The organism is Saccharomonospora sp. (genome assembly GCF_027317685.1).
GTDB lineage: Bacteria > Actinomycetota > Actinomycetes > Mycobacteriales > Pseudonocardiaceae > Saccharomonospora.
On the sequence record NZ_DAHVQP010000038.1, the window covers coordinates 1 to 26,897 of the forward strand.

General features: G+C 67.9%; 26 protein-coding genes and 1 tRNA gene. 3 read left to right on the forward strand and 24 right to left on the reverse strand.

The genetic code is table 11. The features are described 5' to 3' along the window. Positions 1–340 precede the first annotated feature (340 nt). The 8 genes from M7H19_RS04250 to M7H19_RS04285 all read right to left on the reverse strand — a co-directional run bounded on the left by M7H19_RS04250 (position 341) and on the right by M7H19_RS04285 (position 7,513). Positions 341–688: an Lsr2 family protein gene (locus tag M7H19_RS04250; RefSeq protein WP_298177319.1), complete on the reverse strand. Its 348-nt coding sequence runs from the start codon at positions 686–688 to the stop codon at positions 341–343. Between the two features lie 195 nt (positions 689–883). Continuing rightward, positions 884–1,690 carry a type III pantothenate kinase gene (locus tag M7H19_RS04255; RefSeq protein ID WP_298177321.1) on the reverse strand — a complete coding sequence of 269 codons (807 nt, stop codon included), beginning with the start codon at positions 1,688–1,690 and terminating at the stop codon, positions 884–886. Further along, complete coding sequence (gene panD / locus M7H19_RS04260; RefSeq protein ID WP_298177323.1) at positions 1,691–2,191, reverse strand: aspartate 1-decarboxylase; 501 nt, start codon at positions 2,189–2,191, stop codon at positions 1,691–1,693. 28 nt (positions 2,192–2,219) lie between these two features. Then, positions 2,220–3,128: a pantoate--beta-alanine ligase gene (gene panC / locus M7H19_RS04265; protein ID WP_298177325.1), complete on the reverse strand. Its 909-nt coding sequence runs from the start codon at positions 3,126–3,128 to the stop codon at positions 2,220–2,222. Next, positions 3,125–4,021, reverse strand: a complete 897-nt coding sequence (locus tag M7H19_RS04270) for a DUF2520 domain-containing protein (protein ID WP_298177327.1) — start codon at positions 4,019–4,021, stop codon at positions 3,125–3,127. Before M7H19_RS04270 ends, panC begins: the two co-directional genes overlap by 4 nt. A 132-nt stretch (positions 4,022–4,153) precedes the next feature. After that, positions 4,154–5,263 carry a PrsW family intramembrane metalloprotease gene (locus tag M7H19_RS04275; protein ID WP_298177329.1) on the reverse strand — a complete coding sequence of 370 codons (1,110 nt, stop codon included), beginning with the start codon at positions 5,261–5,263 and terminating at the stop codon, positions 4,154–4,156. 127 nt (positions 5,264–5,390) lie between these two features. Then, the gene (locus M7H19_RS04280; protein WP_298177331.1) at positions 5,391–6,968 is read right to left on the reverse strand and encodes a DUF6779 domain-containing protein; all 1,578 of its coding nucleotides are present in this window, start codon (positions 6,966–6,968) and stop codon (positions 5,391–5,393) included. A 68-nt stretch (positions 6,969–7,036) separates the two neighbouring features. Then, on the reverse strand, positions 7,037–7,513 hold the full coding sequence (locus M7H19_RS04285) for a DUF3180 domain-containing protein (RefSeq protein WP_298177333.1): 477 nt from the start codon (positions 7,511–7,513) through the stop codon (positions 7,037–7,039). 88 nt (positions 7,514–7,601) lie between these two features. On the opposite strand from M7H19_RS04285, the gene M7H19_RS04290 reads away from it, so the two are divergent. After that, on the forward strand, positions 7,602–8,534 hold the full coding sequence (locus M7H19_RS04290) for a MerR family transcriptional regulator (protein WP_298177335.1): 933 nt from the start codon (positions 7,602–7,604) through the stop codon (positions 8,532–8,534). A 133-nt stretch (positions 8,535–8,667) separates the two neighbouring features. Here the strand turns inward: M7H19_RS04290 and folK are convergent, their stop codons facing one another. The 13 genes from folK to dacB all read right to left on the reverse strand — a co-directional run bounded on the left by folK (position 8,668) and on the right by dacB (position 21,778). Beyond that, positions 8,668–9,159, reverse strand: a complete 492-nt coding sequence (folK, locus tag M7H19_RS04295) for a 2-amino-4-hydroxy-6-hydroxymethyldihydropteridine diphosphokinase (RefSeq protein WP_298177337.1) — start codon at positions 9,157–9,159, stop codon at positions 8,668–8,670. A 32-nt stretch (positions 9,160–9,191) separates the two neighbouring features. After that, positions 9,192–9,593, reverse strand: a complete 402-nt coding sequence (gene folB, locus M7H19_RS04300) for a dihydroneopterin aldolase (protein ID WP_298177339.1) — start codon at positions 9,591–9,593, stop codon at positions 9,192–9,194. Next, on the reverse strand, positions 9,544–10,392 hold the full coding sequence (gene folP, locus M7H19_RS04305) for a dihydropteroate synthase (protein WP_298177341.1): 849 nt from the start codon (positions 10,390–10,392) through the stop codon (positions 9,544–9,546). Before folP ends, folB begins: the two co-directional genes overlap by 50 nt. Then, positions 10,389–11,042 (reverse strand): GTP cyclohydrolase I FolE, encoded by a 654-nt coding sequence (folE, locus tag M7H19_RS04310; RefSeq protein WP_298177343.1) that lies wholly within the window; start codon positions 11,040–11,042, stop codon positions 10,389–10,391. The genes folP and folE overlap by 4 nt, the downstream gene beginning before the upstream one ends. After that, the gene (ftsH, locus tag M7H19_RS04315) at positions 11,039–13,447 is read right to left on the reverse strand and encodes an ATP-dependent zinc metalloprotease FtsH (RefSeq protein ID WP_298177345.1); all 2,409 of its coding nucleotides are present in this window, start codon (positions 13,445–13,447) and stop codon (positions 11,039–11,041) included. Before ftsH ends, folE begins: the two co-directional genes overlap by 4 nt. A gap of 199 nt (positions 13,448–13,646) precedes the next feature. Continuing rightward, complete coding sequence (locus tag M7H19_RS04320) at positions 13,647–14,432, reverse strand: ESX secretion-associated protein EspG (protein WP_298177347.1); 786 nt, start codon at positions 14,430–14,432, stop codon at positions 13,647–13,649. Positions 14,433–14,499: 67 nt separating this feature from the next. Beyond that, positions 14,500–15,291, reverse strand: a complete 792-nt coding sequence (locus tag M7H19_RS04325) for an ESX secretion-associated protein EspG (RefSeq protein WP_298177349.1) — start codon at positions 15,289–15,291, stop codon at positions 14,500–14,502. Positions 15,292–15,294: 3 nt separating this feature from the next. After that, a complete protein-coding gene (locus M7H19_RS04330; RefSeq protein ID WP_298177351.1) occupies positions 15,295–16,755 on the reverse strand; it encodes a hypothetical protein in 1,461 nt (486 codons plus the stop codon). 22 nt (positions 16,756–16,777) lie between these two features. Beyond that, positions 16,778–17,146: a hypothetical protein gene (locus tag M7H19_RS04335; protein ID WP_298177353.1), complete on the reverse strand. Its 369-nt coding sequence runs from the start codon at positions 17,144–17,146 to the stop codon at positions 16,778–16,780. Positions 17,147–17,297: 151 nt separating this feature from the next. Then, positions 17,298–17,852, reverse strand: a complete 555-nt coding sequence (gene hpt / locus M7H19_RS04340; RefSeq protein ID WP_298177355.1) for a hypoxanthine phosphoribosyltransferase — start codon at positions 17,850–17,852, stop codon at positions 17,298–17,300. Between the two features lie 2 nt (positions 17,853–17,854). Next, a complete protein-coding gene (tilS, locus tag M7H19_RS04345; protein ID WP_298177357.1) occupies positions 17,855–18,883 on the reverse strand; it encodes a tRNA lysidine(34) synthetase TilS in 1,029 nt (342 codons plus the stop codon). Then, the gene (locus M7H19_RS04350; RefSeq protein WP_298177359.1) at positions 18,859–19,914 is read right to left on the reverse strand and encodes a zinc-dependent metalloprotease; all 1,056 of its coding nucleotides are present in this window, start codon (positions 19,912–19,914) and stop codon (positions 18,859–18,861) included. Before M7H19_RS04350 ends, tilS begins: the two co-directional genes overlap by 25 nt. A gap of 124 nt (positions 19,915–20,038) precedes the next feature. Then, on the reverse strand, positions 20,039–21,778 hold the full coding sequence (dacB, locus tag M7H19_RS04355) for a D-alanyl-D-alanine carboxypeptidase/D-alanyl-D-alanine-endopeptidase (RefSeq protein WP_298177361.1): 1,740 nt from the start codon (positions 21,776–21,778) through the stop codon (positions 20,039–20,041). 680 nt (positions 21,779–22,458) lie between these two features. Between dacB and M7H19_RS04360 the strand changes: the two genes are divergently transcribed. Further along, positions 22,459–22,974, forward strand: coding sequence for an inorganic diphosphatase (locus M7H19_RS04360; protein ID WP_298177431.1), 516 nt, complete (start codon positions 22,459–22,461; stop codon positions 22,972–22,974). Between the two features lie 99 nt (positions 22,975–23,073). Here the strand turns inward: M7H19_RS04360 and M7H19_RS04365 are convergent, their stop codons facing one another. Further along, positions 23,074–23,592, reverse strand: coding sequence for a gamma carbonic anhydrase family protein (locus tag M7H19_RS04365; protein WP_298177363.1), 519 nt, complete (start codon positions 23,590–23,592; stop codon positions 23,074–23,076). Positions 23,593–23,676: 84 nt separating this feature from the next. Next, a tRNA-Thr gene (locus tag M7H19_RS04370) sits at positions 23,677–23,750 on the reverse strand. A gap of 132 nt (positions 23,751–23,882) precedes the next feature. On the opposite strand from M7H19_RS04370, the gene M7H19_RS04375 reads away from it, so the two are divergent. After that, positions 23,883–25,559 carry a hypothetical protein gene (locus M7H19_RS04375; RefSeq protein WP_298177365.1) on the forward strand — a complete coding sequence of 559 codons (1,677 nt, stop codon included), beginning with the start codon at positions 23,883–23,885 and terminating at the stop codon, positions 25,557–25,559. Positions 25,560–25,675: 116 nt separating this feature from the next. Here the strand turns inward: M7H19_RS04375 and M7H19_RS04380 are convergent, their stop codons facing one another. Next, positions 25,676–26,896 (reverse strand): DNA polymerase III subunit delta', encoded by a 1,221-nt coding sequence (locus tag M7H19_RS04380; protein WP_298177367.1) that lies wholly within the window; start codon positions 26,894–26,896, stop codon positions 25,676–25,678. Between the last annotated feature and the right edge of the window lies 1 nt (position 26,897).

A 26,897-nucleotide genomic window follows, 5' to 3' on the forward strand; every position in this document is an offset into this window, starting at 1 on the left:
GACTACTCAGCGAAACCGGCCGGATACACTAATGCCCTATCGCGCCGCAATGACTCACCCCGATTACCCCACCGAACGAAAAAAGCCGGACCGCTCCCCACCACAACGGCTGTTCCACCCCACACCGAAACGGAATCGAAACAGATCACCCACGCCCACCGACCCAAGAACATCATCGAACCCAACGCCCCCGGCCACCACGACGGAATCATTTCGCCTCGATTTCACATCGGCCGACACCCACCCGGGCTATCCGAACGACAGCGGAAAGTAACCGTCCCACCGCGAAAAAATGGCCTCTCGGGCAGCTCGCCCGAGAGGCCACAACATACGGCTTCTTTCAGTTTCGCCTGTGGTAAGCCTCGACGATCTCCGACGGGATACGTCCACGATCCGAGACTTCGTAACCGTTCTTCCTGGCCCACGCACGAATCGCCTGGTTCTGCTCGCGGTCCACAGTGGCCGAGCGAGCCGGCGATTTCGCGGCGCCCCTGCTGGACGGCCGCTTGCGGCCACCAGACCTGCGGGCATGCTCAACGTACTGGGCGAGGGCGTCGCGCAATTCTTCCGCATTTTCCGCGGAGAGATCGATCTCGTAGTTGACGCCGTCGAGACCGAACTCGATCGTCTCATCCGCCTCCGACCCGTCGAGGTCGTCCACGAGAGAGACAAAGACCTTCTGCGCCATCCTATTCCTCCTGCTGAAGCCGTGGTGAGATCACGTAGTGCCCATGCCCGAGCCAAAAGCCTCGCCTGAGCATATTGTTACCCGCGCACATAGAATAACGCAAATCAACTTCACCGATTGTCTCGGCCACCCGAGTGCGCCTTAAGCAAGAGGAACACAATCCTTCGACGGACGAACCGACAGGAAACAACCCGCTCAGGACCGCGAGTGCCGCCTCGGCCCCGTGTTCCTCTCAAAAACGAGACGCAGTCCCAACAGAGTGAGCTGTGGCACGTGTTCTGTGATGGTTTCCGACTCACCCAACACAAGCGGAGCCGATCCACCGGTGGCGATCACTTCCACGGGTCCACCCGAGATCGCCGACAACTCTCGCGAGATTCTTCTGACGAGCCCGTCGACCTGTCCGGCGAAACCGTACAAAATACCCGACTGCAGACACTCGACGGTGTTTTTACCGATCACCGATCGAGGCGGAACGAGCTCCACCTTCCGCAGCGCAGCAGCACGGGAAGCCAACGCGTCCACCGAAATGTCGATTCCCGGGGCGAAAGCGCCACCCAGGAACTCCCCCTTCGCCGAAATGGCGTCCACGGTCGTCGACGTGCCGAAATCGACGACCACACAGGCCTTGTCGTACAGGTGGTGGGCGGCCAGGGTGTTGACGAGGCGGTCGCCGCCCACCTCCTTCGGATTGTCCACCAGCAGCGGCACACCGGTGCGCACCCCGGGCTCCACAATGATCTTCGGTACCCCCGGGTAGTAGCGGTCCGCCATCACCCGCAGTTCCCGCAACACGGTGGGCACCGTCGACAAGGCACTGATCCCGGTGACCTCGTCGACGGACCGGCCGAGCAGCCCCCGCATGGTGAGCGCGAGTTCGTCGGCCGTCATGCGCGGGTCCGTCCGAATCCGCCAGTCACGCACCAGGCAGGCACTCTCCCCTCGGCCCAAGAACAGGCCGAGAACGATGTTGGAGTTGCCGACGTCGACGGTGAGCAGCACCTACTTCTCCGCGTGCAACAACGCGTCCAGGCGAGCGGCGTCAGCCGTCTCGGCCATCGGCAACGCACGCATCTTCGTGCCTTCACCGTTCGCTGTGTTGGCCCCGCTTTCCAGGCCGTAACCGTCAGGCACCTCGGCGGGATCGTCGCCGAGATTCACGATGCGGTTGTCGCCGTCGACGAACACGATCCGAGGCTCGAACAACGCGGCCTCGGCCGAGTCCATCTGCCCGTAGGCAATCAGGATGACGATGTCCCCGGGGTGGACGAGGTGCGCGGCCGCACCGTTGATCCCCAGTACACCGCTGTCCCGTTCGCCCTCGATGACATACGTCTCCAACCGCGCGCCGTTGGTGACGTCCACGATCGTCACCTGTTCACCGGGCAGCAGGTCGGCCGCCTCCATCAGCGTCCGATCCACCGTCACCGAACCGACGTAGTGCAGGTCCGCCTGCGTCACCGTCGCCCGGTGGATCTTGGACTTCAGCATGGTTCGATACATGGCGGAATCTCCTCCTCCCCCTGCGTCCTCACTGCTGGCCGATACCGTGCTCGGCCGCCGCGCCGAGCAGGACTCCGACGTTGTCGATGAGTCGCGTGGTGCCGATCCTGGCGGCCACGAGCAGTCGGGCCTCCCCGTCGGTGGGTGGTGGCCCCAGCTCGGTGCTTCGGAGTTCGAGGTAATCGACCTCAACCTCGGGCCGCGCCGCGAGTGTGCTCCTGGCAGCGTCGAGCACCGCCTCCGCGCCGCGCGCACCGGCATGGGCACCCGCGACGAGTGCCGCCGACAACACCACCGCGAGTTCCCGCTGCTCGGCGGACAGGTAGGCGTTACGGGACGACAACGCCAACCCATCGGACTCGCGCACCGTCGGAACACCGAGGACCCTCACGTCCAGGTCCAGGTCGCGCACCATCCGCTTGATCAGCACGAGCTGCTGGTAGTCCTTCTCGCCGAACAGTGCGTAATGCGGGCGCACGATGTTGAACAGCTTCGCCACCACCGTGAGCACGCCCGCGAAATGGCCGGGACGCGACGCGCCCTCCAACTCATCGCCCAACGGGCCCGGGTGCACGGTGACACTCGCGTCCGGGGCGTAGAGGTCCTCGGTCTGCGGCGTGAACGCGATCTCGACGCCCGCCTCCTCCAACACCTCGAGGTCGGCGTCGAGGGTGCGTGGATAGGCGCCGAAGTCCTCGCCCTGCCCGAACTGCAGCGGGTTCACGAAAATCGAGGCCGCGACCACCGTGTTCGGCAGGCGTTTGGCCCGGCGCAACAACTCCTGGTGCCCGGCGTGCAGCGCGCCCATGGTGGGCACGAGCGCCACATTGCGGCCGACCGAGCGCAGAGCCGCGGTGACCTGGTGCACGTCACTCGGCTTGCGGTAGACGTTCACCCGGCCCCGGGTGAACTTAGGTGTGATCTTCGGTGTCGTCACTGGCCCTCACGTCCGTCGTCGAGCAGGTCGGTGATCTCGGCGGCGCCGTCCGACCCGAGAAGTCCGGCCTCACTCGCCCTCGCGGCCGTCCTTCTGGCCAACGCGGTGTATGCGGGCCTCAACTCGGGTGCGTGCTCAGCCAACACCCGCAGGTGAGTCCGCACGGTGCCCGTGTCTCCTCGCGAGACCGGCCCGGTGAGCGCACGGTCACCGTGGCGCAAGGCGTTGTCGAGCGAGGCGGACAGCAGCGGCGCGAGAAGGCGCTCCGGGTCGCTGACACCGTTGCGCCGTAACAATTCCACACAGTCTGAGACCAGAGTCGCGAGGTGGTTCGCTCCGTGAGCGAGCGACGCATGGTAGAGGGGCCGAGCCGGCTCGGGAATGCGCACGGGTTCGGCGCTCATCTCCATGGTCAGCGCCTCACCGACGTTCCACGCGGCCTCGTCCCCGTCGGCGGCGGTGACACCGATGGTGCACGAATCGAGACGCTGGAGGTCTTCGGGCGCTCCGGTGAACGTCATCACGGGGTGCAACGCCAACGGCAGCGCCCCCGCCTCCACGGCAGGCCGCAGCACCTCGATGCCGTAGGCCCCGCACGTGTGCACCACGATCTGGCCCACCCGGAACACACCGGCGTTAGCCAGCCCCGACACCATGGGGCCCAAAACGTCGTCCGGCAACGCGAGCAACACCAGATCAGCCCTCGCCACCACCTCGTCGGGAGGCAACAGGGGAACGCCGGACAACAACCGCTCGGCTCTTCGTACGGACGCGTCGGACACACCGGACGCGGCGACGACAGGGTGACCGGCGCGGGCGAGTGCCGCGCCCAACACGCTCCCGACCCGGCCTGCCGACACCACACCCACGGCAAGCCGCGCGGGACGGGTCATCGCGTGCCCCACTGGACGCTCATTGCACAAACTCCCAAACTCGTTCCAGTCCCGCTCTGCGGTCGCGGGTACCAGACGATGGCGCGAGATTAGTCCTCATCGGGCGGAAGCGCGCCCACGAGGTGACAAGCTTCACCCATCGGTGCTGCTGGCGAGCCTGACGGCGTCGTTGCGGGTTCGCCGCAGAACGGCGAGCAACTCGGCGTGACGACTCGAATGTTCGTCCCCGTCGTCGGCCCAGCGGCGCGCGAACGCGAGTTCGGTCACGGCCGCCTGATAATCGCCCACGGCCTTCGCGGCCGCTCGACCCGATTCCTTGCGCGCCTGCCTGCGCCACTGGCGACGACCCCGGAGATCGGCCAGCAGCGGCACCTCGGACGGGGCGATCCAGCCCGCCTCCGCCATGCCCGGCAGCGCGGCGGCGATGATGCGTTGCTCCCTGCGCCGTTGCCACGCCATGATCAACACCACGGCGGTGAAGATCGGGACCATGATCAGGAAGTAGATGTTGAGGAACACGTCGGCGCCGCCGAGCGTGGCGGACGCGTTCCACAAAGTGTGCAACAGGACCGCACCGACGTACGCGACCGCGGGGACCGCGATCTTCGCGCCCGGACCATCCGACCTCACCACCAGACCGACACCGATGCCGATGAGCACGGTGAACAGTGGGTGCGCGAACGGTGACAGCAATCCGCGCAGAATGAACGCCGCGAACACGCCCGCCGTCGTCCCGTCCCCGAAACCGTGTTCCACGAAGGCGCGGCCGAAGTAGTAGACGTTCTCGACGAACGCGAAACCCGCCGCGCTCAGCCCCGCGTACACGATGCCGTCGACCACGCCGTCGAACTCGTGCGAGCGCCGCCACATGAGCGCGACGACGGGCACCGCCTTGATCGCCTCCTCCACCAAAGGCGCGGATACGAGGGTGCTCACCTTGCTGCCGTTGCCCTCGCCCAACAACATGTCGCCCACAGCCGCCGCGGTGTCGTTGACCAACAGTGCCGTCAGGGTTGCGACACAGGCACCCCACGCGAACGTGAGGAGCAGCAACTTGGCGGGTTCCGGCTCCCAGCGGTCGATCCACAGAAACGCCGCCACCACGACCAGCACCGGCACCACGGCGGCCACCACACCGACGAGCACCGCGAGCGCGCCCACCCGCACGGTGGCCAACCCCAGGACGAACAGACCGGACAGCGCGAGCCCCACGATGCCCGCCACGGGCACCAGTACGGTCACTCGCCGCGGTGAATGCCTACGAAGCGTGGTTGTCGCCGGATCGGTCCGGTCGGCGGTGGCTCCCTTCACGCGGGCACCTTAGCGGCAATCCCCGGATGCGCGCCGAGCAGTGGAGCCCGCGGGACCGTCAATCCGCGGCGCGCCGACGACGGCGCGGCGTGATGTTGCCACCGCCATAGGCGGCGAGCAGTTCGCTCACCGAGCGCCCCTTGCTGTGAGAACCGGTCGACTCGTCGTCCGACTCCGACTCCGCGGCTTCCGGCGCGCGGCGACGACCACCCGAGGACGCCCCCGAAAGCCAAGCGGGTTCCTCGTCGTCGTCGCGATACCGCCTCCCACCGGAGGACTGGGACGGTGCCGGGGACTCCGTGACCGTGTCCTCGCCGTCGGCTTCGGCCCGGCGCCTACGGCCCCCGGGCTTCTGCACGGCCCTGATCTCCGGCGGCAACGTGGGGTTCGGCTCGGGCCGGGATTCGGCCGTCAACCCGGTGTCGGCCACCGCCGCTTCGAGCGTTTCTTCGACCACGGGTTCGGTCGCAGACGTCGCCTCAGCGGAAGACTCGGGCGGCACGTTCCGCACGGCATCGGCGGGTTTGCGCCCACCCGCGACGGGAGGTGTCACGGCAGTCCTGGCGTCCACGGGCACCTGGGTACGCGTCGGCGCTTCCTCGACAGCAGGACGACGCCTCTGCTGCGTGTGGTCCGCCCCATCGTGGCTCGAGGACTGGGCCGTCCTGCCCTCCACCGGGGCGACGGCGGAACGGGAACGTTCGGCGGCCCCGCGAGCGTCACCGGTGTTACCGGGCGCACGATACGGCGCATACGGCTCGGAACCTGGCTTTCCGGTCGGCCGGCCGACCGGCCGCTGATGAGGCCGGGACATCTCGGCCCGAGCCCTGCTCGCGGCCTCACTGGCCCGAGCCATCGCCGTGCCCGGCCTCGACCGCACCCTGCGGCTCGCGGGATCGACAGGCTGCTGACCGGGGTTACTGTCCTCAGGCGGACGCGACGGGCGAGGGACGAAACGTGTGCGCGGCGCTCCGGGCCGACGACGGCGGGGCTGTTCGGCGCGGGCCATGGTGGATTCCTCGACGTCGTCGTCCACCGGCTCGGCGTCCGAATCGCGAATGCGGCCGATCAACTCGGTAGGTGAGTCGGGTGCTTCGGCCGAGTCTTCCCCCACCGTGATCTGCGCGGCATGTCCGTTCGCGTCCTCGCCCACCGTGACCAGGCGAGGCTCCTCACCGAGCTTGCGCATACGCGTGGACTGCGCGGTCAAAGCCACCCGCTCCCATAACACCTCGCCACCGAAGAGGTTCTGGAGGTTCTCGCGCAGCGTCTTCAGTTCCTCGCGCAACGACTCCAGCTCGTCGCGGGTCTCCGCCTCGACCCGCTGCCGGGTCTCCGCCTCGACCTCCAGCTCGTGCTCCCGCCGAGCCGCGATCTCCTTCTCGAGTTCGAGCTCGTAGATCCGTTGCGCTTTTGTCGCCGACTTCTCGCTCAGCGCCGCCTGCCTGCGGTACTTGGCGGCCATGAGCGCCCCGATCAACGCCGCCCACAGCGCGGCGACGACCGCGAGCCGGACCCAACGCAGGTCGTCGGTGAGCACCAGAGCGAGAGTGGCACCGATGGCGAGGAGGAAGCCGACAGCCAACCAGGGTTTGGAGGCCGAGCGGTTCCGCGAGTCGTCACCCACGCCAGTCATGCCCACACCGTACCTTCCGGTAATCCATCTGAGACCTTTCCGGTACTTCGAACGGTGGGATCGGTGCGCTAATCGGTCGACGACCCACGGTTCCGGTCACCGCGACCACCGCGGTCACCGTTGCCCGGTGCGCGGCAACAGTGCTCCAACCACAGCGCAGCACCGACGAGTGCCACCGCACAACAGACTCCCACGACCGCCGCCGGAAGGTCCTCCGAGGCGGCGACGATTTCGCTCGAACGTGGCGCCAGATAGACCAGTGCACCGAGCCACGCACCGGCCATGAGCGCGCCCAACAACGACGACGCCTTGGCCAACGCGACCGCTCGCGCGATCCCGAGCCCGGTCACCACCCGATGCGAACGGATGCGCGAACGAACGGTGAACGCGAGTACCAGTTCCACGCCGGCGAGCACCAGCAACGTCACCCCGGCGAACGTGGGCAGACTGGGCAGTTCCCCGAAGGCGAAGCGGAACAGGGGAAACGTCAACCCGAACCCGATCACCCCGGTGACGAGCAGATCCCTTGCCCGCGTGAAGTGCATGTTCACACCGTACCGAGGGCTACGAAATCGTGTTTGACTCTCCATCGGCTGGAGACTTCAGCATGGGTTCTCGGTGACGGGGGTGAGCATGTTCGCGATCGGAGAATTGTCCAGAAGAACCGGCCTACCGGTCAAGACCATCCGGTTCTACTCCGACAGGGGACTACTGCCACCCACCGGCCGCACTCGCGCGGGTTACCGGCTCTACGACGCGCAGGCGCTGGCCAGGCTGGAACTGGTTCGGACCCTGCGGGAACTGGGGATCGGGCTCGCCGAGGTCGAGGCCGTGCTCAAGCAGGTGGCGAGCATTCCCGAGCTCGCCGCCAAACACGTGGAGGTGCTCGACGAGCAGATCCGCGTGCTGCGGCTACGACGATCGGTGCTCCGCGCGGTGATGAAACGAGAATCCGAACCGGATGAGGTGAGGCTGATGAACAAACTGGCTTCCATGTCGGACGAGGAGCGCAGGCGTCTCGTCGACGAGTTCTGGGACGAGGTCACCGAGGGCCTCGACATCGACCCGGAATTCTACGGTCGAATGCGCGAGGCCAAACCGGAGCTGCCCGACGACCCCACACCGGAACAGCTGGAGGCGTGGATCGAGTTCGTCGAACTGGTCCAGGACACCGATTTCCGCCGCACGATTCGGGAAATGGGTGAGCAGCAGGCCGCTCTACGGGAACGAAGCGGCGGCACGACCGACGCTTTGTCGAAGGCCCAGACCGAACACTGGTGCACGTGGAGTCAGCGGGCGCAGGCGGCCCTCGACTCCGGTGTGCTGCCGGACTCGGCGCAAGGCAGGGCACTCGCCGACGAGATCGTCGCCGCGAGCCTCGAAGAGGACGAGTCCGACACTCCCGAGCTGCGTAGGTCGCTGGCCGACCGGATCGCTCAAGGCTCCGATCGCCGTGGCGAGCGGTACTGGCAGCTGATGGCGATCATCAACGGATGGCCGCCGATCCCCACCCGCGTGCCCGCGGCACTGTGGATCGTCGACGCCCTCCGCGCTTCGGCGCAGTAGATCAGCGCAGTAGATCGGCACGGTAGTCCGGTGGGTGGTCCGGGTGGCATGGCCCGGACCACCCACGGCTCGGGTTTCGCCTCCTTGCAGCCGCCGTACCGTCGGCAGCACACATGTGCCGCAGGCGGGCACGTCACAGTGCCACGTCGGCACGCAGACGCACGCCCTCGCGGTCGTCCTCGGGAAGCGCGGCGAGCAGGTCGGCCGCCTTGCCACGACCCGGCACCTCGGCGTCGGGGTCGATCTCCAGCCACGGGATCAACACCGTGGCGCGCTCGTGCGCGCCGGGATGGGGCAACAGCAGGTCGGGGTCGTCGGAACGCACCGCGTCCACCGTGACCACGTCGACGTCGAGTGTGCGCGGACCCCAACGGCGCTCGCGGACCCGCTCCGCCCTGCGCTCCAGCTCCTGCGCGGTACGCAGCCACGCCCAGTGGTCGCGGGCAGGGTCGTCCACGAGACAGACGGCGTTGAAAAAGTCCGGTTGGTCGGTCACGCCCCACGGTTTCGTCTCGTACACCGACGAAACGGCCACCAGCACGTCCCGCAACCCGTCCACGGCCAGACGCAAATAACCGGCCCGGTCACCCAGATTGGACCCGAGGGACAACACCGCCCTGCTCATCGCCACACCTCGCCCACCACGTGTTTGACCCGTCAGCGCTGCCTGCGCACGGTCACGGCCACATCGGCGAACGTCAACGGGATCGGCGCGGACGGCTTGTGCACCGTCACCTCGACAGCGGACAACCGCTCGTCCTGCAAGACCTCGTCGGCGATCCGGCCCGCCACACTCTCGATCAGATCGAACGGCGGCCCCGCCACGATGTCGGCGGCCAGCTGCGCGAGTTCGCCGTAGTTCACAGTCTCGCCGAGATCGTCGGAACTCGCCGCGGCCGACAGGTCGAGCCACACCGTCAGATCGACCACGAACTCCTGGCCGTCCCGTTTCTCGTGCTCGTAGACACCGTGCCTGCCGAAGACCCGCAGACCCGTCAGCGTGATGCGATCACCCTCGGGCACGGCCGCTCCGCCAAGCCTGTCCGACCAACACCGCATCTAGTGACGCGCCCACGTCGTGCACCCGTACCCCCCACGCACCCGCGTGCGCGGCCAGAGCCGAGACGGCGGCCGTGGCCACCTCCCGCCCCGCCGGAGGCCTCGGTGTGCCATCACCATCGGCGAGCAACCGGCCGAGAAACCGTTTACGCGAGGCTCCCACCAGCACCGGGAAACCGAGCGACGACACCACATCGAGGCCGTGCAGCAGCGCCCAGTCGTGCTCGGCCCGTTTGGCGAAACCCAGCCCGGGGTCGAGCACGATGGCCTCCTCCCGCACACCCGCCGCGAGCGCTGCGTCCACGCGGGCGCTCAACTCGTCCCGGACCTCGGACACCACGTCGTCGTAGGTGGCCAGAGCGTTCATGTTCCTGCTGTGGCCACGCCAATGCATGAGCACCCACGGTGCCCCCGTGTCGGCTGCCACCTTGGCCATGTCCGGGTCGGCCAATCCTCCCGACACGTCGTTGATGATGTGGGCACCCGCCTCGATCGCGGCAGCCGCGACAGCGGCGCGCGTGGTGTCCACAGACAGCACCAGTCCTTCGGCGGCCAACGTCCTGACCACCGGCACCACGCGGGACTTCTCCGTCTCGGCGTCCACGCGTTCGGCCCCCGGCCGCGTCGACTCACCACCGACGTCGATGACATCCGCGCCCCGCCGCCACATCGCATGCGCGTGTGCGAGAGCGTCCTGCCGACTCAGATACCGACCACCGTCGGAGAACGAATCGGGCGTGACATTGAGAATGCCCATCACCACGCACCGGCCCGGATCGGGCAGCGCCGCGTGGCTCATCGCCGGCCCTTGATGAGCTCCAGCGCCTCGGACCGCGACGACGCCGACGACTGCAACAAGCCCCGCACCGCCGAGGTGGTGGTGCGGGACCCGGGCTTACGGACACCGCGCATCGACATGCACAGATGCTCCGCCTCGACGACCACGATCACGCCCCTCGGACGGAGCTTGCGGTTCAACGCGTCGGCCACCTGGGAAGTGAGCCGCTCCTGAACCTGCGGCCGCTTCGCGTACATGTCGACCAGACGCGCGAGCTTCGACAACCCCGTCACCTTGCCCTGCCCGTTCGGGATGTAGCCCACATGGGCAACACCGTGGAAAGGCAGGAGGTGGTGCTCGCAGAGACTGAAGATCGGGATGTCCGTCACGAGGACGAGCTCCTCGTGACTCTCGTCGAACGTCCGGTCCAGCACGTGGTCCGGGTCGCTGTACAGCCCGGCGAACAACTCTCGGTAAGCCCGCGCGACCCTGGCCGGCGTCTCCTTCAGGCCGTCGCGCTCCGGGTCCTCACCGCAGGCGAGCAGAAACTCCCGGACAGCGCGCTCAGCCCTTTCCTGGTCGAAGACGGCGTGACCGGCCTCGGGCCGTTCCTCGTCGACCCCGAGTGAAAAGGAGCCGTTGACTGTCACGTCACTGCCTTCCCCGATCACGAAGGCTGTTGGCCGTCCTGATCGTTTTCGTCATTGCGCTCGGTTTGTGGCTTCCCTTCCGCGGGCGGTGACGGTTGTCCCTGCTGCAGGGGCGGTTGGTCACGCCACGGGTAGCCATGATTGCCCCTCGGCTGCGTCGCCGGAGTCCACCCCGGAGGAGCCCCGTAGTGGGGCGGCCCCGGGTTGCTGCCGCCAGTACTCGGCTGGTTGCCGTGCGAGGACCACGGGGTGATGCCGCTGTTCTTGCTGGGCACCCCGTTGGAACCCGTGTCGCCGGAAGGCGGGGCGTACGGATTGTACGTCGACGACGTCGCAGGAGGTTCCGGCTGCTCACGCGGTGGTCCGCCGGGCAAGTCGCCGGCACCGGGCGCGGTCCGCACCGGGGTCGGCTCCGGCTCCTGGGCCTTGTCGGCGTCCGAACCCTTGTCGCCCTTGTCGGAATCCGACTCCGGGGGCCACGGCTCACCCCGCTCCAACGCCAGCTCACGCGGCGTCTTGATCGGCGGCTTGTCCGACGGGAGACGCTCTCCGAACTCGTTGAACGTCGTGATCCGCGGCCGCTTCTCCACCGTGGCGAAGATGCGTTCGAGGTCCTTGCGCTGCAGGGTCTCCTTCTCCAGCACTTCCATCACGAGGTTGTCAAGGACGTCGCGGTAGGTGGTGAGCACCTCCCACGCCTCGGTGTGCGCCGTCTCGATGAGCTTGCGCACCTCCTCGTCGATCTCGTGCGCGACCTCCAACGAGTAGTCCGCCTGCCTGCCCGCCGAGCGGCCCAGGAACGGATCACCCTGCTCTTGGCCGTACTTGACCGCACCGAGACGGGACGACATGCCGTACTCGGTCACCATCGCCTTGGCGATCTTGGTGGCCTGCTCGATGTCGGAGGACGCACCGGTGGTGGGCTCGTGGAAGACGAGCTCCTCGGCCGCGCGGCCACCCATCGCGAAGACGAGGCGGCCGATCATCTCCGACCGCGTCATCAGCTGCTTGTCGTCCTCGGGGACGATCAACGCGTGCCCGCCGGTACGCCCACGAGGCAGGATCGTCAGCTTGTAGACGGGTTCGATGTCGGGCATCGCCCACGCCGCGAGCGCGTGCCCACCCTCGTGATAAGCGGTGATCTTCTTCTCGTGCTCGGAGATGATGCGGCTCTTGCGGGCGGGCCCGCCGATCACTCTGTCGACGGACTCCTCCAACGCCTCCTCGGTGATGACGGAGCCGTTCTCCCGCGCCGTGAGCAGGGCCGCCTCGTTGATGACGTTGGCGAGGTCGGCACCCGACATGCCCACCGTGCGCTTGGCCAGCGCCTCCAGGTCGACGTTGTCGGCCAACGGCTTGCCCTTGGCGTGGACCTCGAGGATCCGCTTACGCCCCGCGAGGTCGGGGGCCGACACCGGGATCTGCCGGTCGAACCGGCCGGGGCGCAGCAGAGCCGGGTCGAGAATGTCGGGACGGTTCGTGGCCGCGATCAGAATGATGCCGCCACGCGAGTCGAACCCGTCCATCTCGACGAGCAACTGGTTCAGCGTCTGCTCACGCTCGTCATGGCCACCGCCGAGGCCCGCGCCACGCTGCCGACCCACGGCGTCGATCTCGTCGACGAAGACGATGCACGGCGCGTTCTGCTTGGCCTGTTCGAACAGGTCACGCACACGGGAGGCACCGACACCGACGAACATCTCGACGAAGTCGGAACCGGAGATCGTGTAGAACGGCACGCCCGCCTCACCGGCGACCGCGCGCGCGAGCAGTGTCTTACCCGTACCGGGCGGGCCGTACAGCAGCACGCCCTTCGGGATCTTGGCGCCCAAGGCCTGGTAGCGCGCCGGGTTCTGCAGGAAGTCCTTGATCTCGTGCAGCTCCTCGACGGCCTCGTCGGCTCCCGCGACGTCGCTGAAGGTCGTCGTCGGCATGTCCTTGTTCAGCTGCTTGGCCTTGGACTTGCCGAAATTGAGCACCCTGTTTCCGCCACCCTGCGCGCTGTTCATCATCCACATGAGCAGCAGCACAAGGATGCCCAGCGGAATCATGTAGATCAGCAGCTGGGTGAAGAAGCCGTCCTGGTTGACGGTGGTGTCGAACTTGACGTTCTGCTCACCCGTGCTCGAGTTGAGCAGCGTGTTGTAGAGCTGGTCCGACGCCCCTGCCGGGAACTTCGTGATGACCTGTTCTATCTGCTCGCCCTCGACCTCGATGGGTTCGGAGAGCTGCAGTTTGAGTTGCTGTTCCCGGTCCTCCAGGGTGGCCTCGTCGACGTTGCCAGAGCGGATCTGCTCGATGGCTTGCGACGTCGGCACTTCGGTATAGCCGCGGTCACCGTCTGTAAGAGTGCTGATACCGAAGTACAGCACCAAAGCCACGAGTATCCACAGCAGTGGGTTTCTGAACAGGCGCTTGCGGTCCATTCGATCCGGCCGTGGTGGCCTCGACCCTCCCTGGCTAGGCGGCAAGTCGTGATATCCGCCGTCGCGGTGTTGACGAAAGCATGGGCGCTACGGAGTTCACCGTCTCACCAGCGTACCGTCCGGCTTCGTCGAGGTGCCGGGCGATCCTGCTGTTGTCAACGGCCGGGGCCGCCACGATGTTCCCCACCTCTTGCCCGGCTCAGGATGTGACTTCGGCGACCAGTTCACCGAGACGGGTACGCAGCGTCTTGGTGTCCGCGGGCGCCACGGTCACCCACTCCCGGCCGTCCGGACCCGTGCGCGACACGCTGAGGTAACGCCCCGAGGCCGTGTCGAACCATGCCAATACCGACGAACGTCGCTTACCGCCCAGGTCATCGCGGCTGTTGGTGGCGAACTGGCCTCCTCGCAGCCGCGGCTGCGCGATCAGCCGGGCATAGGTTTCGACCGGGTCGTGCGAGCGGTCGGCGAGTCCCCCGCGCCTGCGCGGCGCGTCGTCCTTGCCTCCCACTCCCGCCACCACGCCCGTGCGTGCCGGCTGAATGCGCATGGCCTGGTCCAGCGGCAACGTGACGGACGCCTCGGTGCCGCGCCCACTCGCGGGCAGCAGATCCACGATCGCGGAAGCGAGACCGTCCGCGTAGATCGACCGCAGCCAGACACCGTCGGCATTCTGGATGGCGAGCACGGCCTGCCTACCGTCGGAGGCCGCCAACGCCGCGACCGGGTGCTGCTGGAACTCGGGGATGTACAGCGCGTCGATGCTGACCGAGGGCCGGGCCAGCAACCGCAGCCATTCCCCCACCGGGGAGGAAGCGAGATCGCGGGCGGAGAACTCGACGTGCACCCGTTGCCGCAGAGCGGCGCGTTCGGTCTCGTCGTCACCATGCGACGGCACGTTCAACGGATACGGCAATTCACCGACGCCCGCCTCCTCCCACAGAATGTCGAAGGCGACGGGTGTGAAGAACTCCTGCGCGGACACGATTTCCCCTGATCTGAAGCTGTGTAACGCGGCGAACTCTGACTCTGGCGATCGAGAGAATAGCGGTTCACAGACGGACAGTGGTGGCTTCGGCCGCGGAAGCCAACATCTCGGCCAACCGATGCCGCAGAGTAGGCGCGTCGGCCGGAGCGATGATGATCCAGTCCCTGCCGTCCGACCCCTTGCTCGCCTGGGTGAGATACCGGCCGGTCTCGGTATCGAACCAACTCAGCACGGGCGACCGGCTCTTACCGCCGGCCTGACCGCGAGCGTTGGCACCGATCTGACCACCGCGCTCCCGTTCCTGGGCGTGTAGCCGGGCCAGCGCCTTGCGGTCCTCGTCCGCGCGCGCCGTGTTGCCGTCCGCCGTGGTGGGTCGACGCTGCATGAAGTCGGCACCCGGCCCCACGAGCAGCTGCTCCAACGGGACGTTGATCGACTTCTCCTTGCCTCTCGGCGCCGCGGGCAACTGGCCGACGATCGCGGAGGCGAGGCCGTCAGCGGGTACCCGCTCCAACCACACCGTGCCGGCCTCCTGGACGACGAGGACACCGTGACCGCCCGCCGTCGCCGCCACCGCCATCCTCGGTTCCGCGTTCGGCGCGCTGAGCAACACGGAGTCGAGGCTGCGCTCGGCGAAAGCCAACACGCCGAACGCATCCTCGATATGCGGCTGCAGCCTGCCGCTCTCGTCGACGAGACCGCGCTGGACCAGGCCCGCAAGCACACGGGTCCGCAGAACCGCGCGCTCCTCCAGCGTGTCTCCGTGGGAGCGCACCGTGAGCGGATAAGGCAGTTCACCGAGGCCGCTTGACTCCCACAGAAAATCGAGTTCGACCTCGGTGAGCTGTTCACGCACCTGTTATCGCCCTTCGTCGTCGGGGTCCCACGCGCCCAGCACCGGGGGCGCCGCGGACTCCGTGGCTCCGAACGTGTCGTCGGGGTCGGGCTCGATGAGGAACGACGCGTGCGTGTGTTCCTTCTCGTCCTGCTGCCCAGCGGACGCGGCACCACCCATCGCGCCCATGCCGCCCATCGGTCCGACCGCCGGCGTGGCCGCCGGTCCGGCACCGACCACACCACCGGCGGAAGGCACGACACCCTGGTTCTGCATCGGCGCGACATTGACCGATGCGGGGGCCGCGCTGCCCGTCTGGTTGGCCGAAGCGACCGTCTCGGAAGCTCCCGAGGACACGGCCTCGGCGGCCTCGGCAGCCGTGATGGCCTCGGCGGTCTCGGGGGACTCGATGTTCTTCTTCGAGCCGGTGCGCTTGCCCGACAGGGCCTTGACACCCGCGTACCCGAGCGCACCGCCCGCTGCCGCCACGCCGAGCGACTGTCCGACGTTCAAGCCGCCACCGCCACTGGGAGTGGGAGCGGAAACGGAACCGGCACCCACACCGGGACCCGCGACCGGCGTGACAGGTCCACGGGGGCTGTCGGTGCCACCACCCGTGACGGCGTTGACACCACCCGCCGTCACACCGGGAGCGGCGCCGTGACCGGCCGGGACCCCGCCCGCATCGACACCGGAGACGGAGACGGTACCGACGGCGCCGAGCGTCCTGGCCTCGGTGGCGATACCGTCCGACAGCGGCTTGAGCCCCAGCGACTCCGGCCCGAAGCTCGGAGTGGTGCTGTCGATCTGCGACAGCTCCTCGGTGTACGCCTCCAGGAACGCGAGCTGCTGAGCCTTCACGGCCTGAGCCTCGTCGTACTGCTTCTTCAGATCGGCGACCATCGCAGCGGGGCCGCCCGCCAGCATGGCTGCTGTCTCAGCGCCGGGATCGAAGTCCTTCGGCGCCGGCATCGTCTTCAGCTTCGAAGCCGCCGAGGCCTGCTGAACCAGCCTGTCCTGCATCGTCCTCGCCGCCTCGGAAGCCTGCGCACCCGAGTTGGCGATACCGACGAGAGCGCCCTGCGCGGCACCGGAACCCTGGCCGACCCACACCGAGCCGAGCTCCATGATGGCGTTGTAGAGGTCGTCGGCGATCCGGTTGAGCTCACCGCCGTGCCTGCCCCAGACCTGCCCGAGTTCCTCGGCGGTGCCCGGCTCGTTGTTCACGGTGGCGTAGGCGTACAGCTGCTTGCTGTCCCTCGCCGCCCAGTTCGGCCGCGAACCGATGGCGCGGTCGTCACCGTAGTGGAAGGAGTCGGAACGGCTGCGCGCCCGCTGCACGAGATCGGCGACTTCCCCGCCCTCGCGCCGCATCACGGATTCGACGTCGACACGGCGCTCGCTCCAGCCGTATCCACCGTGCGCCCCGTACCCGCCTTCCGGCCCCGTGGTGGGCTCGGGTTCCTCGTTTCTCTCCGAGTACATGTCTCCCGTCTCCCCCTACCTCTCAGAGCTGCCCGGTGAACGACTGGGCGCTGGAGCTGTCGAAGTCCTCGTAACGGCTCATCGCCTCGAGGATCGCATGTTCGGCCTGGTCGTACTGGGTGTACAGGTTCCGCAGCGCCTGAGCGTAGGAGTCCCCCATCCCGGCAGCGCGGTTCGCGAACTTGCTCGCGATGGCCTCCCCCACGGGATTGGCCCCCAACTTCGGCGATACCGCGAGAAAACCGGTATCATCCAGCAGGGCCGCGACCGCGTCCTTACCGGTACGGATCTTTTTCAGGACGGCTTGCGCGGCGTCCGGGTCGATCCCAACCTGACCCTTCGCGGCGGCTTCGCGGAACGCGGCGGCGTCCGCATAGCTGCTGTTCGGCATGTGTTCGCTCTCCTGTCCCCAGCACAGCCCGACATCGGCTAAGCGCCTGCGATCTTCGCTAAGGCTAACGCAACTGAGTTACATCTACGACGACTTCTCACCGGTTCGGGTTCCGTATTCGCGGAATGTATCCGCTCGCGATGCCGGACCGTTACGAAGAGTAGACCCGTGGGTGGAGAGTTCCGATGAACGGCAGGTCACGGTACCGCTCCGCGTAGTCGAGCCCGTAGCCCACCACGAACTCGTTCGGGATGTCGAAGCCCACGTAACGGACCGGCACGTCGACCTTCACCGCCTCACGCTTGCGCAACAGCGAACACACGGCCAACGACGCGGGATTGCGGCTGGCGAGGTTCTTCAACAGCCACGACAGGGTCAGTCCCGAGTCGACGATGTCCTCGACGATGAGCACGTCCCTTCCGGCGATGTCGCGGTCGAGGTCCTTCAGGATGCGCACGACCCCGGATGACGAGGTCGAGGAGCCGTAGGACGACACCGCCATGAACTCCAACTGCGCCGGAACCGGCAACGCGCGAGCGAAATCGGTCATGAACATGACCGCGCCCTTGAGTACACCGACGAGGACGAGATCGGACGCCGCCTTGTCCGCCGGGTAATCCGCCGCGACCTTCTCGGCCAGCTCGGCGACCTTGTCCTTGATCTGCTCCTCGGTGATGAGCACGGAGGCGATGTCGCCCTCGTACACGGTCAGCTCCCTCGAATGGTGGGTTGGCATCGGTTCAAAACGAGCTTTTCATGCGCCCTGCGGGCCTCGACATCGCCGGGTAGGAAAACACCGCCCTGCCCACGCCAACGCCCCACGAGGTCATCCACCGATCGCAGGTGCGCGTCCGTGAGTTCCCGGACTCCGCCGTCGAGCAACCAAGTGCGCAACACCCTCCTCCGCACGGGTGGCGGCGTGTCGGCGAGCACGTCGACACGCAGGTCGGCACCCTCCCGGGCCCGCTTCGCCACCTCGTCGGCCATGGCGTCGAGGGCGTCACAGTCCTCCCGTAGTTGTCGCGCCGTACGCACGAGCGCCTCCGCGACCCCACCGGAGAGCACGTCCTCCAACAGCGGCAGCACCTCGTGACGCACGCGCACCCGCCGGAATCGGGGATCGGCGTTGTGAGGATCGCTCCACGGCTTCACCCCCAGTTCCTCACACGCCGCCGCGGTGACGGACCGGGGCACGTCCAGCAATGGGCGGGCCCACGGCGGGTCGAGCGGGCGCATACCGGCCAGCGACCGCGACCCCGACCCCCTGCCGAGCCCGAGCAACACGGTCTCGGCCTGGTCGTCGCGGGTGTGGCCGAACAGGACGAGCGCGTCGTCACCGGCGTGCTCCCGCAGCGCGGCGTAGCGCGCCTTGCGGGCCGCGGCCTCGGGACCACCACCGCCGCTGACCGTCACCGGCAGCACCTTCGCCGTGTCCACTCCCAGCCGCAGCGCCGTCTGCGCGGCCCACTCGGCCACCTCGGCCGACCCGGGCTGCAAGCCGTGGTCCACCACCAGCGCGCCCACCGTGAGACCACGTCGCCGCCCCACGTACGCGGCCGCCTCCGCGAGTGAGAGCGAGTCGGCCCCACCCGACACCGCCACGAACAACTGTCCCGACCTCAAGTGAGCGGACGCCACCGGTTCGGCGAGGAACGAACGCACCGCCCTCCGCACCGTCAACACCGCGTCCAACGGCGGACGCCTGAAACCCCCTACCGATGGACCCGACGCAACCATGCCTTCGGCTCCCTGATCTCGGCCCTGCTCGGGAGCGTCTCCGGAGATGTCCACACCGCGTTGAACCCGTCCATACCCACAGCCCGGACCACCTCACGAGTGAACGTGGAACCCAGCGCGTACTGCCGCACCTTGGCGTCGACGCCGAGCAGCACGCGCAACAACCGGTCCAGCGGACCACCGCCCTTACGGCGGGACGTGAACCGGCGCCTGATCGTCGCCACGCTCGGCACCACCTCGGGTCCCACAGCGTCCATGACGTAGTCGGCGTGTCCCTCCAACAGTGTGGACAACGCCAGGACGCGGTCGAACACCTCGCGCTGCCCCGGTGACTGCATCAGCTCCGCCAACCCCAACGAACCGTCCAGCTTGATCCGCCGTAGGTCCTCCGGCAAGCGCGACAGCACGGTGAGCAGCCCGTCCGACTCGGCGAACCCGGTGAGCAACCTGCCCACCTCGCCGGCGAAGTAGTCCCGCAGCCAGGGGACCGCGGTGAACTGCAGCCGGTGAGTGCACTCGTGCAAGCAGACCCACATGCGAAAGTCCCGACCCGGCACCCGCATGGCCCGTTGGGCGGCCACCACGTTCGGGGCGACGAGCAGCAACGTACCCCCGTGCTCGGAGCCGCCGAACGGGTCGTACTGGCCCAACACGCGCGAACCGAAGAAAGCCAACACCACCCCGGTCTGCACACCCGCGCTGCTCGCGAGCACCGGAGCGAGCGCACCCCTGGGCCCCTCGACGGTCGACATGGCCTCGCCGGTCAGTTCGTCGAGACCCGCGGCCGCCGAACGTATCCAGCCCGGTCGATCGACGACCTCCGCGGTCAACAACGGCAGGTCGGCGCCGAGCCCGGTGAGTTCCCTGACATGCCGTTCGGCGCCCACGGTCAACTCACGTAACTCCGTCACCACCCGGTCGGCCTCGGACCGCTCCACGACAGGACCGCCCCGCACGAGACGCACACCGGTCGAGGCGGCCACAGACCAGTCGATCAACGCACCCTGCCGGACACTCGCCTGCGCAGTCACGACGGCCGCTTCGGGTCGGTCGACATCGCGTTGCCGGGGATAAGGGTCCTCACGCGTCGTCCTTTCGCCGTGCCTACGCCTGTCCGGGTGCCGCTTCTCGGCTCGATCCCGACGCTACCCGTCCTCAGCGGCAACCACAGCCACGTAATTGGGCCGCGATCCGGTCCAGCGCCGCCCGCGCAGGTTCCGCTTCTCCGCCGTTGGACATGAGGGCGAACACCAATACCCTCTCGTCCTCGGTCAGTACCACCCCGGCGAGTGTGTGTACACGTTCCGCCGGGATGCTTCCCGTCTTGGCGCGCACCCATCCCCGGCCCTGCGTGGCCGTGTCGTGGTCGTAGCGGGCGGTCAGAGTGCCGCTCCCACCGGCCACCGGCAGGCCGACCAGCATCGGCCGCAGTTTCACCGTCACCTCGTTGCCGTTGTCCGGGGACGCCGCCAACACCAGCAACTGTGTGAGCGTGGTCGGTGAGATCTCGTTCAAGGGGGAGAGCCCGCTGCCGTCGTTGAGTCGGACGCCCCCGACGTCGATGCCGTGCCGGGACAGCACCTCCAACATCGCCTCGACACCACCTTCGAAGGAAGGCTGCTTGCCCTCGGCGATGGCGACCTGCCGAGCCAACACCTCGGACAGGAGGTTGTCGGATTCCACGAGTGAGACCCGCACCAGCTCGTCCACCGGTGGAGACCACACCTCACCCAGCACCTTCGCACCCTCCGGAGCGGTGGTCTCGCCCCCAACTTCCGCGCCGAGCCGCTGCGCGAACACCTCGGCGAGGTGCCCGGCCGGATCGGCGCGCCCCATCGAATGCCCGTTCGTGGGATCCGTGCGGCCACCGTCGAGCATGGCGGGCTGGGTCTGCACCATGTAGGTCGACGGCACGTCCTCCGACGCCCAGCCGCGGCCCTCCGTCGGCCCGGTGAACGCCGACAGGTCCAGCTCCACCCGGGAGACGTCACCACCGGTAGCCTCCCGCACCTGGTCGACGAGATCGTCGAGATGCGCCGCGCCGGGGAAAATCGACTCCTCCCCTCTCGGCAAGGACGAGAGAGTGACGTCACCACCGCCGACCAGAACCACCGTGCCCGGCTCCGAGCCCTCCACCACCCTCGTGGGGAAACGCATGTCGTGGTCGAGCGCCAGCAGCGCTGCGGCGGATGTCAACAGCTTCGTCGTCGAGGCAGGAGGCAGGGCCTGCGCGGCATTGCGTTCCCACAGGGCCGTGCCCGTGGCGGGGTCGACGACACTGCCGATGAGGGTGCCGAGCGCCGGATCGGACGCCAGATCATCGATGGCGGCGGCGACCCCCGACGGCGTGGGCGAGGGAGCCGATTCCGGTGGCTCGCCCAGAGCGAGCGCGACGTCCTGCGGGGCGGGCGGATCACCCTTCGGCGCGTTGGGCGCCCACGGCAACCCGAGCCGGTTGGACACGTCGGGCACCGCTAACGTCCCACCGACGACCAGCAGGACCGCCACGAGCACCGCCGCGATGACCAGCGGACGACGACGAGGACGCGGAACGGGGTCCTCTCCCTCGCTTCCCCCCGTCGGAGGCGTGGCACCGGGCGGGATCTCCTCGACCGATGTCCCGGCGGCGGGTGGACCCGCCTGCCCCGATTCCCCGGACTCGGCCGTAGACGCGGTGGACGCGGCAGACGCCGGGGGCGCTGGGGATGCCGCGGACGCCGTGGACACGGCCTGCTGCTCACTGGTGCCGTCGGGCCGCGGTTCGATGCGGACGGGCCACGCCTGCCTTCCCGCGGCGGGGATGGTCCTGTCGGGCTGGGGTACCGGGCCCGCCTGCGGTTCGGAGTGAAACTGAAGTGACTGAGGAGGGGACTGAGCAGGCGCCTGAGAACGCACGAACTGAGGCCGCTCCGACAGAGGCGCCGGAGGAGACCCGGCCTGCGAGGGAGACGACGGCGAAGACTGCGGGGGAGACTGCGGCGTCTGAGGCGCCTGTGACGCCTGAGGCGCCTGCGGTGACTGTGGTGACCGTGGTGACTGTGACTTCTGTGACACCTGCGACGAGGCCGGGGACCGCGGCTGAGGGTCGGCGGGACGTGGCGAGAGGTCGACGTCCTCCGGCTGCGAGGTGGGCCAGACGTGATCATCCGCCTGCTGGGAAGGCCACTCCTGTTCGTGCGCGTGCGAGGACGGCCAACCCCCGTCCTCCGATTCCGGAGCCGGCTGACCCTCCCCCCGACCCTCCACCGGCTGCGGGAAGGATGCGTGCACCCGTACCGTGGGATGATCCTGGGGATTGCTCGCGTAATTCGCGGGAATCCTCATCTTGTCGGTTGTCTGACGTGTCGAGGAGTCGGAATTGTCGGGATCATGGTCGGCCGATGGCCATCTAGGACCCGAACCGCCTCCAGTGCCTGGCAAAGCCCCTCCTTACAGTCAAGGGGGCAGACGTCACATTTGACACCATCAGTGCCCCACGTACCCGCTACGTGGTCCACACTAATGACGACCGAAATTGATCACATATGAGCCGCCCGGATAAGCAGCGGCGCGAGAGACGAGTCAGCGAGGACGGCGTGGAGTTCGACGTCACGATCGAAATCCCCAAGGGGGAACGCAACAAGTACGAGATGGACCATGAGACAGGGCGCATCAGGCTTGACCGCACCCTGTTCACGGCCACCCAGTATCCGGCCGACTACGGGTTCATCGACGACACGCTGGGCCAGGACGGCGATCCGCTCGACGTTCTCGTCATCGTGCAGGAACCGACATTCCCCGGCTGCCTGATCCGGTGCAGGGCCATCGGCATGTACCGCATGACCGACGAGAAAGGCCCGGACGACAAGGTGTTGGCCGTGCCCTCCGACGACCCGCGCATGGAACACCTGCGGGACATCCACCACCTGAACGAGTTCCACAAGCTCGAGGTCGAACACTTCTTCCAGGTCTACAAGGACCTGGAGCCCGCCAAGAGCGTCGAGGGCTCGACCTGGGTCAGCCGCGCGGAGGCCGAGGCCGAGATCCAGCGTTCCTACGAGCGCCACGCCGCCGAGCTGGAGAAGAAGAAGGAACAGACCACCGAGGTGTGAGCGCGAGCCGAATTCGCGCACCGAAGTGTGAAAAGGAGGGTCACGTCGCAGCCGACGTGACCCTCCTTTTTGTGGTTTCGTTCCTTTTGTGAAAACGCCTTACAGCTGTTCGATGCCCTCTGCGTGCCTGCGCGCCAGCGCTCGGTACACCTCGGCGTTGTGATCCACCCACACCTTCGCCGTGTCGGTGAGTGGAGTGAAATCCTTCGCCGGGCTGCCCTTGGCGATCGTCTCGTCGGGCACCCGGGTGTTGGGTGTGACGGTGGCTCCGGCCGCGACCAGGCTCCGCGTACCCACAACGGCCTTGTCGAGCACGATGGACCCGTTGCCCACCAGCGCCTGCTCACCGATCGTGCAGTCGTGGACGATGCAGGAATGCCCGATCGTGGCGTTGCGACCGACTTCGCACACTCCGTCGTTCACATGCACGACCGTGTTGTCCTGAATGTTGGCGCCCTCACGGACGACGATGCGCCCGAAGTCGCCTCGCAACACCGCCCCGTACCACACCGAGGCGTTCTTCTCCACGACGACATCCCCGATCAACGTCGCGGTAGGGGCGATCCAGGCTTCCGGGTGCACGGTGGGGCTTACGCCCTCGAAGGCGAACATCGGCATGGGGCACACCTTAACGATCTCGCCCGGCGGGCCGACGAAAAAGAGGTCCCTTCCATACCCGTGGAAGGGACCTCTTGCAAACAGAGCCGCCTGGGGGACTCGAACCCCCGACCTGCTCATTACGAGTGAGCCGCTCTGGCCGACTGAGCTAAGGCGGCGCGGGCGTACCCGGCTGCCTACGAGTATAGCGATTCGATTTCAAGCGTCACTGGCGGGGGCCGATGTCGTTGATCAAGCAGTGACACCGGCGCCCACCGCGCCGGCTCATGGCTACTGGGAGGACTTCTCGCATGCGCCGACGCCGTCTCCGCGTCCTGACTCTGCCCGTGATGGCCGCGATGCTGGTGTTGTCAGCCGGGCCGGCCGCCGGCCAGACCATCCCGACGACCCCGGAACCCGAACCGGCCGAGGACGGCCAGCCCCCGTTCTCGGAGGAGGAGGGCAAGCCGAACGGTCGCGTCATCGCCGAGGCCAGCACCGCACTCGGCGTACTCCGCCTACTGCCCGAGGCCATGGAGGCCGACGCCGTCCTACCCGGCGAACAGCCCCTGCCCAAGCAGTCCGTGTTGGAAGGGGGCGTGGGGCTGTCCTACGCGGGCGCCGACTCCGAGTCGTACCTGGCACACGAGCGTGCCATCGCCGAGGCCTCTCCGCTCGGGTTGTCCGTCGCGGGACACACCCCGCAGACCCCCGGCTCGGCGGTTCAGACGGCATTGCCCGACAACAACAAAGCTCTCTCCACGGGCCTGAAGGCGCCCGATAATCCCCTGGCCAACGTGAGCGCTCTCGAAGGCAGAGCCCACGCCCGCTGGAGCGAGACCAGCGGACCGTGCGTCGGCGACGGCACGATCGCCGACGCCGGCACGACGGCGGCAAGCCTCTCGCTGGTCAACATCATCCCGACGATGCCGGACACCAACCGCGCCACCCAGGCCGGCGGTGAACTCGGTTCCGCCCTGCGGGAACTGCCCGGCTCACTGGCCAACCTCGGAGGGCTGCTCTCCGGCCAGGGCAAACCGAACTCCGACGGCACCGGCTCGCTCGTCAGCGTTGACAAGGCGCTGGCGACCCGCTCGGTGGTGCGTTTGATGGACGTCGAAGGCACCGACGGCAAGGACCACAAAGGAGTCGAAGCCGTTTCCACGCTCCAGGGTGGGCGGATCGACATCCTGAAGGGCACCCCTCTCGGGCTCACCGTCAAGGTCACGAGCCAGCCGACACTGCGAGTGGTGTCCACAGGCGACGCCGAGACGTCCACCGTCGACTACACAGCACCCGTCCTGGCGGTCGAACGCAACGGCAAGGTCCTGTTCGAGCTCGACGCCGCCAACCCCACGGCCGACATTCCCGTCGGTCTTCCGAAACCCAGTCTGAAGGACATCCCCGGCTACGAGGACGTCAAGAACACGCCCGTTGTGGGCGATGCGGCCGAGAAAGTCGACGGCAGCGTCACCACCCTGTCGGAAAAAGCCGCGGACCACGTGCTCGATATCGGCGTGCTGCGCCTGAGCATCGCCGAACTCGACGAGAAGGCACAGACGGTGAGCGAACCGTTCGCCGGGCACCAGGTGTCGGCGGTCGCGCGGCTGCTCGACGTGCGGGTATTGCCCACCGACAGACTGAGGAACCTGCTGCCCGACAGCCTGGCTTCGAAGCTGCCGTCGGCGTTGGCCCAGGTGTCCCTGGGAGAACAGAGCGCGAGCGCGTACGCCCCCGAGGGCGGAGTCGACTGCTCCCAACCCGCCGCCGCATCGCCTCAGCCGATAGCCAATGAGCCCGCGGACTCCGATCCGTCCGGCGCGCCCACCAAGCTGGCACAGACCAACGCCGCGTACTCGGCTGTTCCGCTGTTCTGGAGCGGGACGGTGATGTTGCTGGTCGGCGTGGTGTTGGTAGCGGCACTGCCCAACCGCAGACACCGTGAGCCCGCCCCGGTGAAACCGTCACCCCACTCCCGAGGGGAATGACGAACCCGGGTCACCTCGGCAGCGCGCCGGGGTGACCCGGGCACTCACCCTGTGGTGTGCACCGGACTACACAGGCTGCGGACACAGCTACGCAAACTGCGGACACGGTGGGGGCGTCAGCCCTCGCGGAGGGTCGTGAGCATGGCTTCCACGGCGATTCGGGGCTTGACGTTCCAGGCGATGGCGTCGCGACAGGCCAGCACCGCTTCCAGCCGCCGCAGTGTCGACGCGGGGGTCCACTGCCGGGCAGCCTCCGCCGCCTGTTCGGCGACGTCGGGGTGATTCAACGCCGCGTCCGAACCACTCGACAACACGAGCACGTCACGGTAGAAACCCGCGAGGTCCACGAGGGCGAGATCGAGCGTGTCCCGCTGCGTCCGCGTCGCCCTGGACTTCTGCTTCTTCTCCAGAGCGCGGACGGCCGCGTCGGCCGCACGCTTCGCCCCGGCGACTCCCTTGCCCGTGCCGCCGGATCCCATCGCGGTGCGCAACGCGTCCTGTTCCGCCTCGTCCCGGGCCTTACTCGTCTCGGTGGCGTCGGCCTCGGCCGTTGTGATCAGCTCGTCGGCGCAGCGGAACACGTCCTCGGCGCGACGCAAGCCGAGCGGAATACGCAGCACCGCCTCCCTCCTGGCGCGGGCGTTCTCGTCAGTGGCCAGCCTGCGGGCCCGCCCCACGTGACCACCGCACACCGACGCCGCCCACCGAGCCCGTTCCGGGTCTATACCGTCGCGTTCGACGAGCACGGTGGCGATCGACCGCGATGAAGGCGTCCGCAAGTTCACCGAGCGACACCGCGACCGAATGGTGACGCTGATGTCGTCAGGGTGGTCCGACGGGGCGCACAGAAGGAACACCGTGCGTTCGGGCGGCTCCTCCACGGCCTTGAGCAGCGCGTTCGACGCGCCCTCCGTCAACCGGTCGGCATCCTCGATGATCACGATCTGCCATTGCCCCGTCGTGGGCCTGCGCGCGGCGGCCTGCACCAGCGCACGCATCTCCGCGACCGAGATCGAAAGCCCCTCGGGCACGACCAGCTTCACGTCGGCGTGGGTGCCCGCGAGTGTCGTATGGCAGCCCTGGCACCGACCACATCCGGCGTCGACGGTGCACTGCAGGGCCGCCGCGAACGTACGGGCCGCTACCGAACGCCCCGACCCGGGCGGGCCGGTGAACAGCCACGCGTGCGTCATGGAACCCGGGTCGGTGGTACGTCCGGACACCAACGCGGCAGCCGACTCGGCAGCCGACGAGAGGAGTTCCACGGCGGACTCCTGGCCGACGAGCTGCGACCACACTCGGCCGACCGTCTCGCCGGCCGCGGCAGGAGCAGTCACG

Bases quoted from the DNA above. Each gene is read 5' to 3' on its own strand.
- M7H19_RS04290 (WP_298177335.1), top strand. From the start codon at position 7,602: ATGTTCGCGATCGGAGAATTGTCCAGAAGAACCGGCCTACCGGTCAAG.
- tilS (WP_298177357.1), bottom strand. From the start codon at position 18,883: ATGGTTGCGTCGGGTCCATCGGTAGGGGGTTTCAGGCGTCCGCCGTTG.
- folP (WP_298177341.1), bottom strand. From the start codon at position 10,392: ATGAGCCACGCGGCGCTGCCCGATCCGGGCCGGTGCGTGGTGATGGGC.
- M7H19_RS04365 (WP_298177363.1), bottom strand. From the start codon at position 23,592: ATGCCGATGTTCGCCTTCGAGGGCGTAAGCCCCACCGTGCACCCGGAA.
- M7H19_RS04280 (WP_298177331.1), bottom strand. From the start codon at position 6,968: ATGACTGGCGTGGGTGACGACTCGCGGAACCGCTCGGCCTCCAAACCC.
- folB (WP_298177339.1), bottom strand. From the start codon at position 9,593: ATGCGGTGTTGGTCGGACAGGCTTGGCGGAGCGGCCGTGCCCGAGGGT.
- M7H19_RS04330 (WP_298177351.1), bottom strand. From the start codon at position 16,755: ATGTACTCGGAGAGAAACGAGGAACCCGAGCCCACCACGGGGCCGGAA.
- M7H19_RS04285 (WP_298177333.1), bottom strand. From the start codon at position 7,513: ATGCACTTCACGCGGGCAAGGGATCTGCTCGTCACCGGGGTGATCGGG.
- M7H19_RS04375 (WP_298177365.1), top strand. From the start codon at position 23,883: ATGCGCCGACGCCGTCTCCGCGTCCTGACTCTGCCCGTGATGGCCGCG.
- ftsH (WP_298177345.1), bottom strand. From the start codon at position 13,447: ATGGACCGCAAGCGCCTGTTCAGAAACCCACTGCTGTGGATACTCGTG.
- M7H19_RS04270 (WP_298177327.1), bottom strand. From the start codon at position 4,021: ATGACCCGTCCCGCGCGGCTTGCCGTGGGTGTGGTGTCGGCAGGCCGG.
- panD (WP_298177323.1), bottom strand. From the start codon at position 2,191: ATGTATCGAACCATGCTGAAGTCCAAGATCCACCGGGCGACGGTGACG.
- M7H19_RS04335 (WP_298177353.1), bottom strand. From the start codon at position 17,146: ATGCCGAACAGCAGCTATGCGGACGCCGCCGCGTTCCGCGAAGCCGCC.
- M7H19_RS04250 (WP_298177319.1), bottom strand. From the start codon at position 688: ATGGCGCAGAAGGTCTTTGTCTCTCTCGTGGACGACCTCGACGGGTCG.
- folK (WP_298177337.1), bottom strand. From the start codon at position 9,159: ATGAGCAGGGCGGTGTTGTCCCTCGGGTCCAATCTGGGTGACCGGGCC.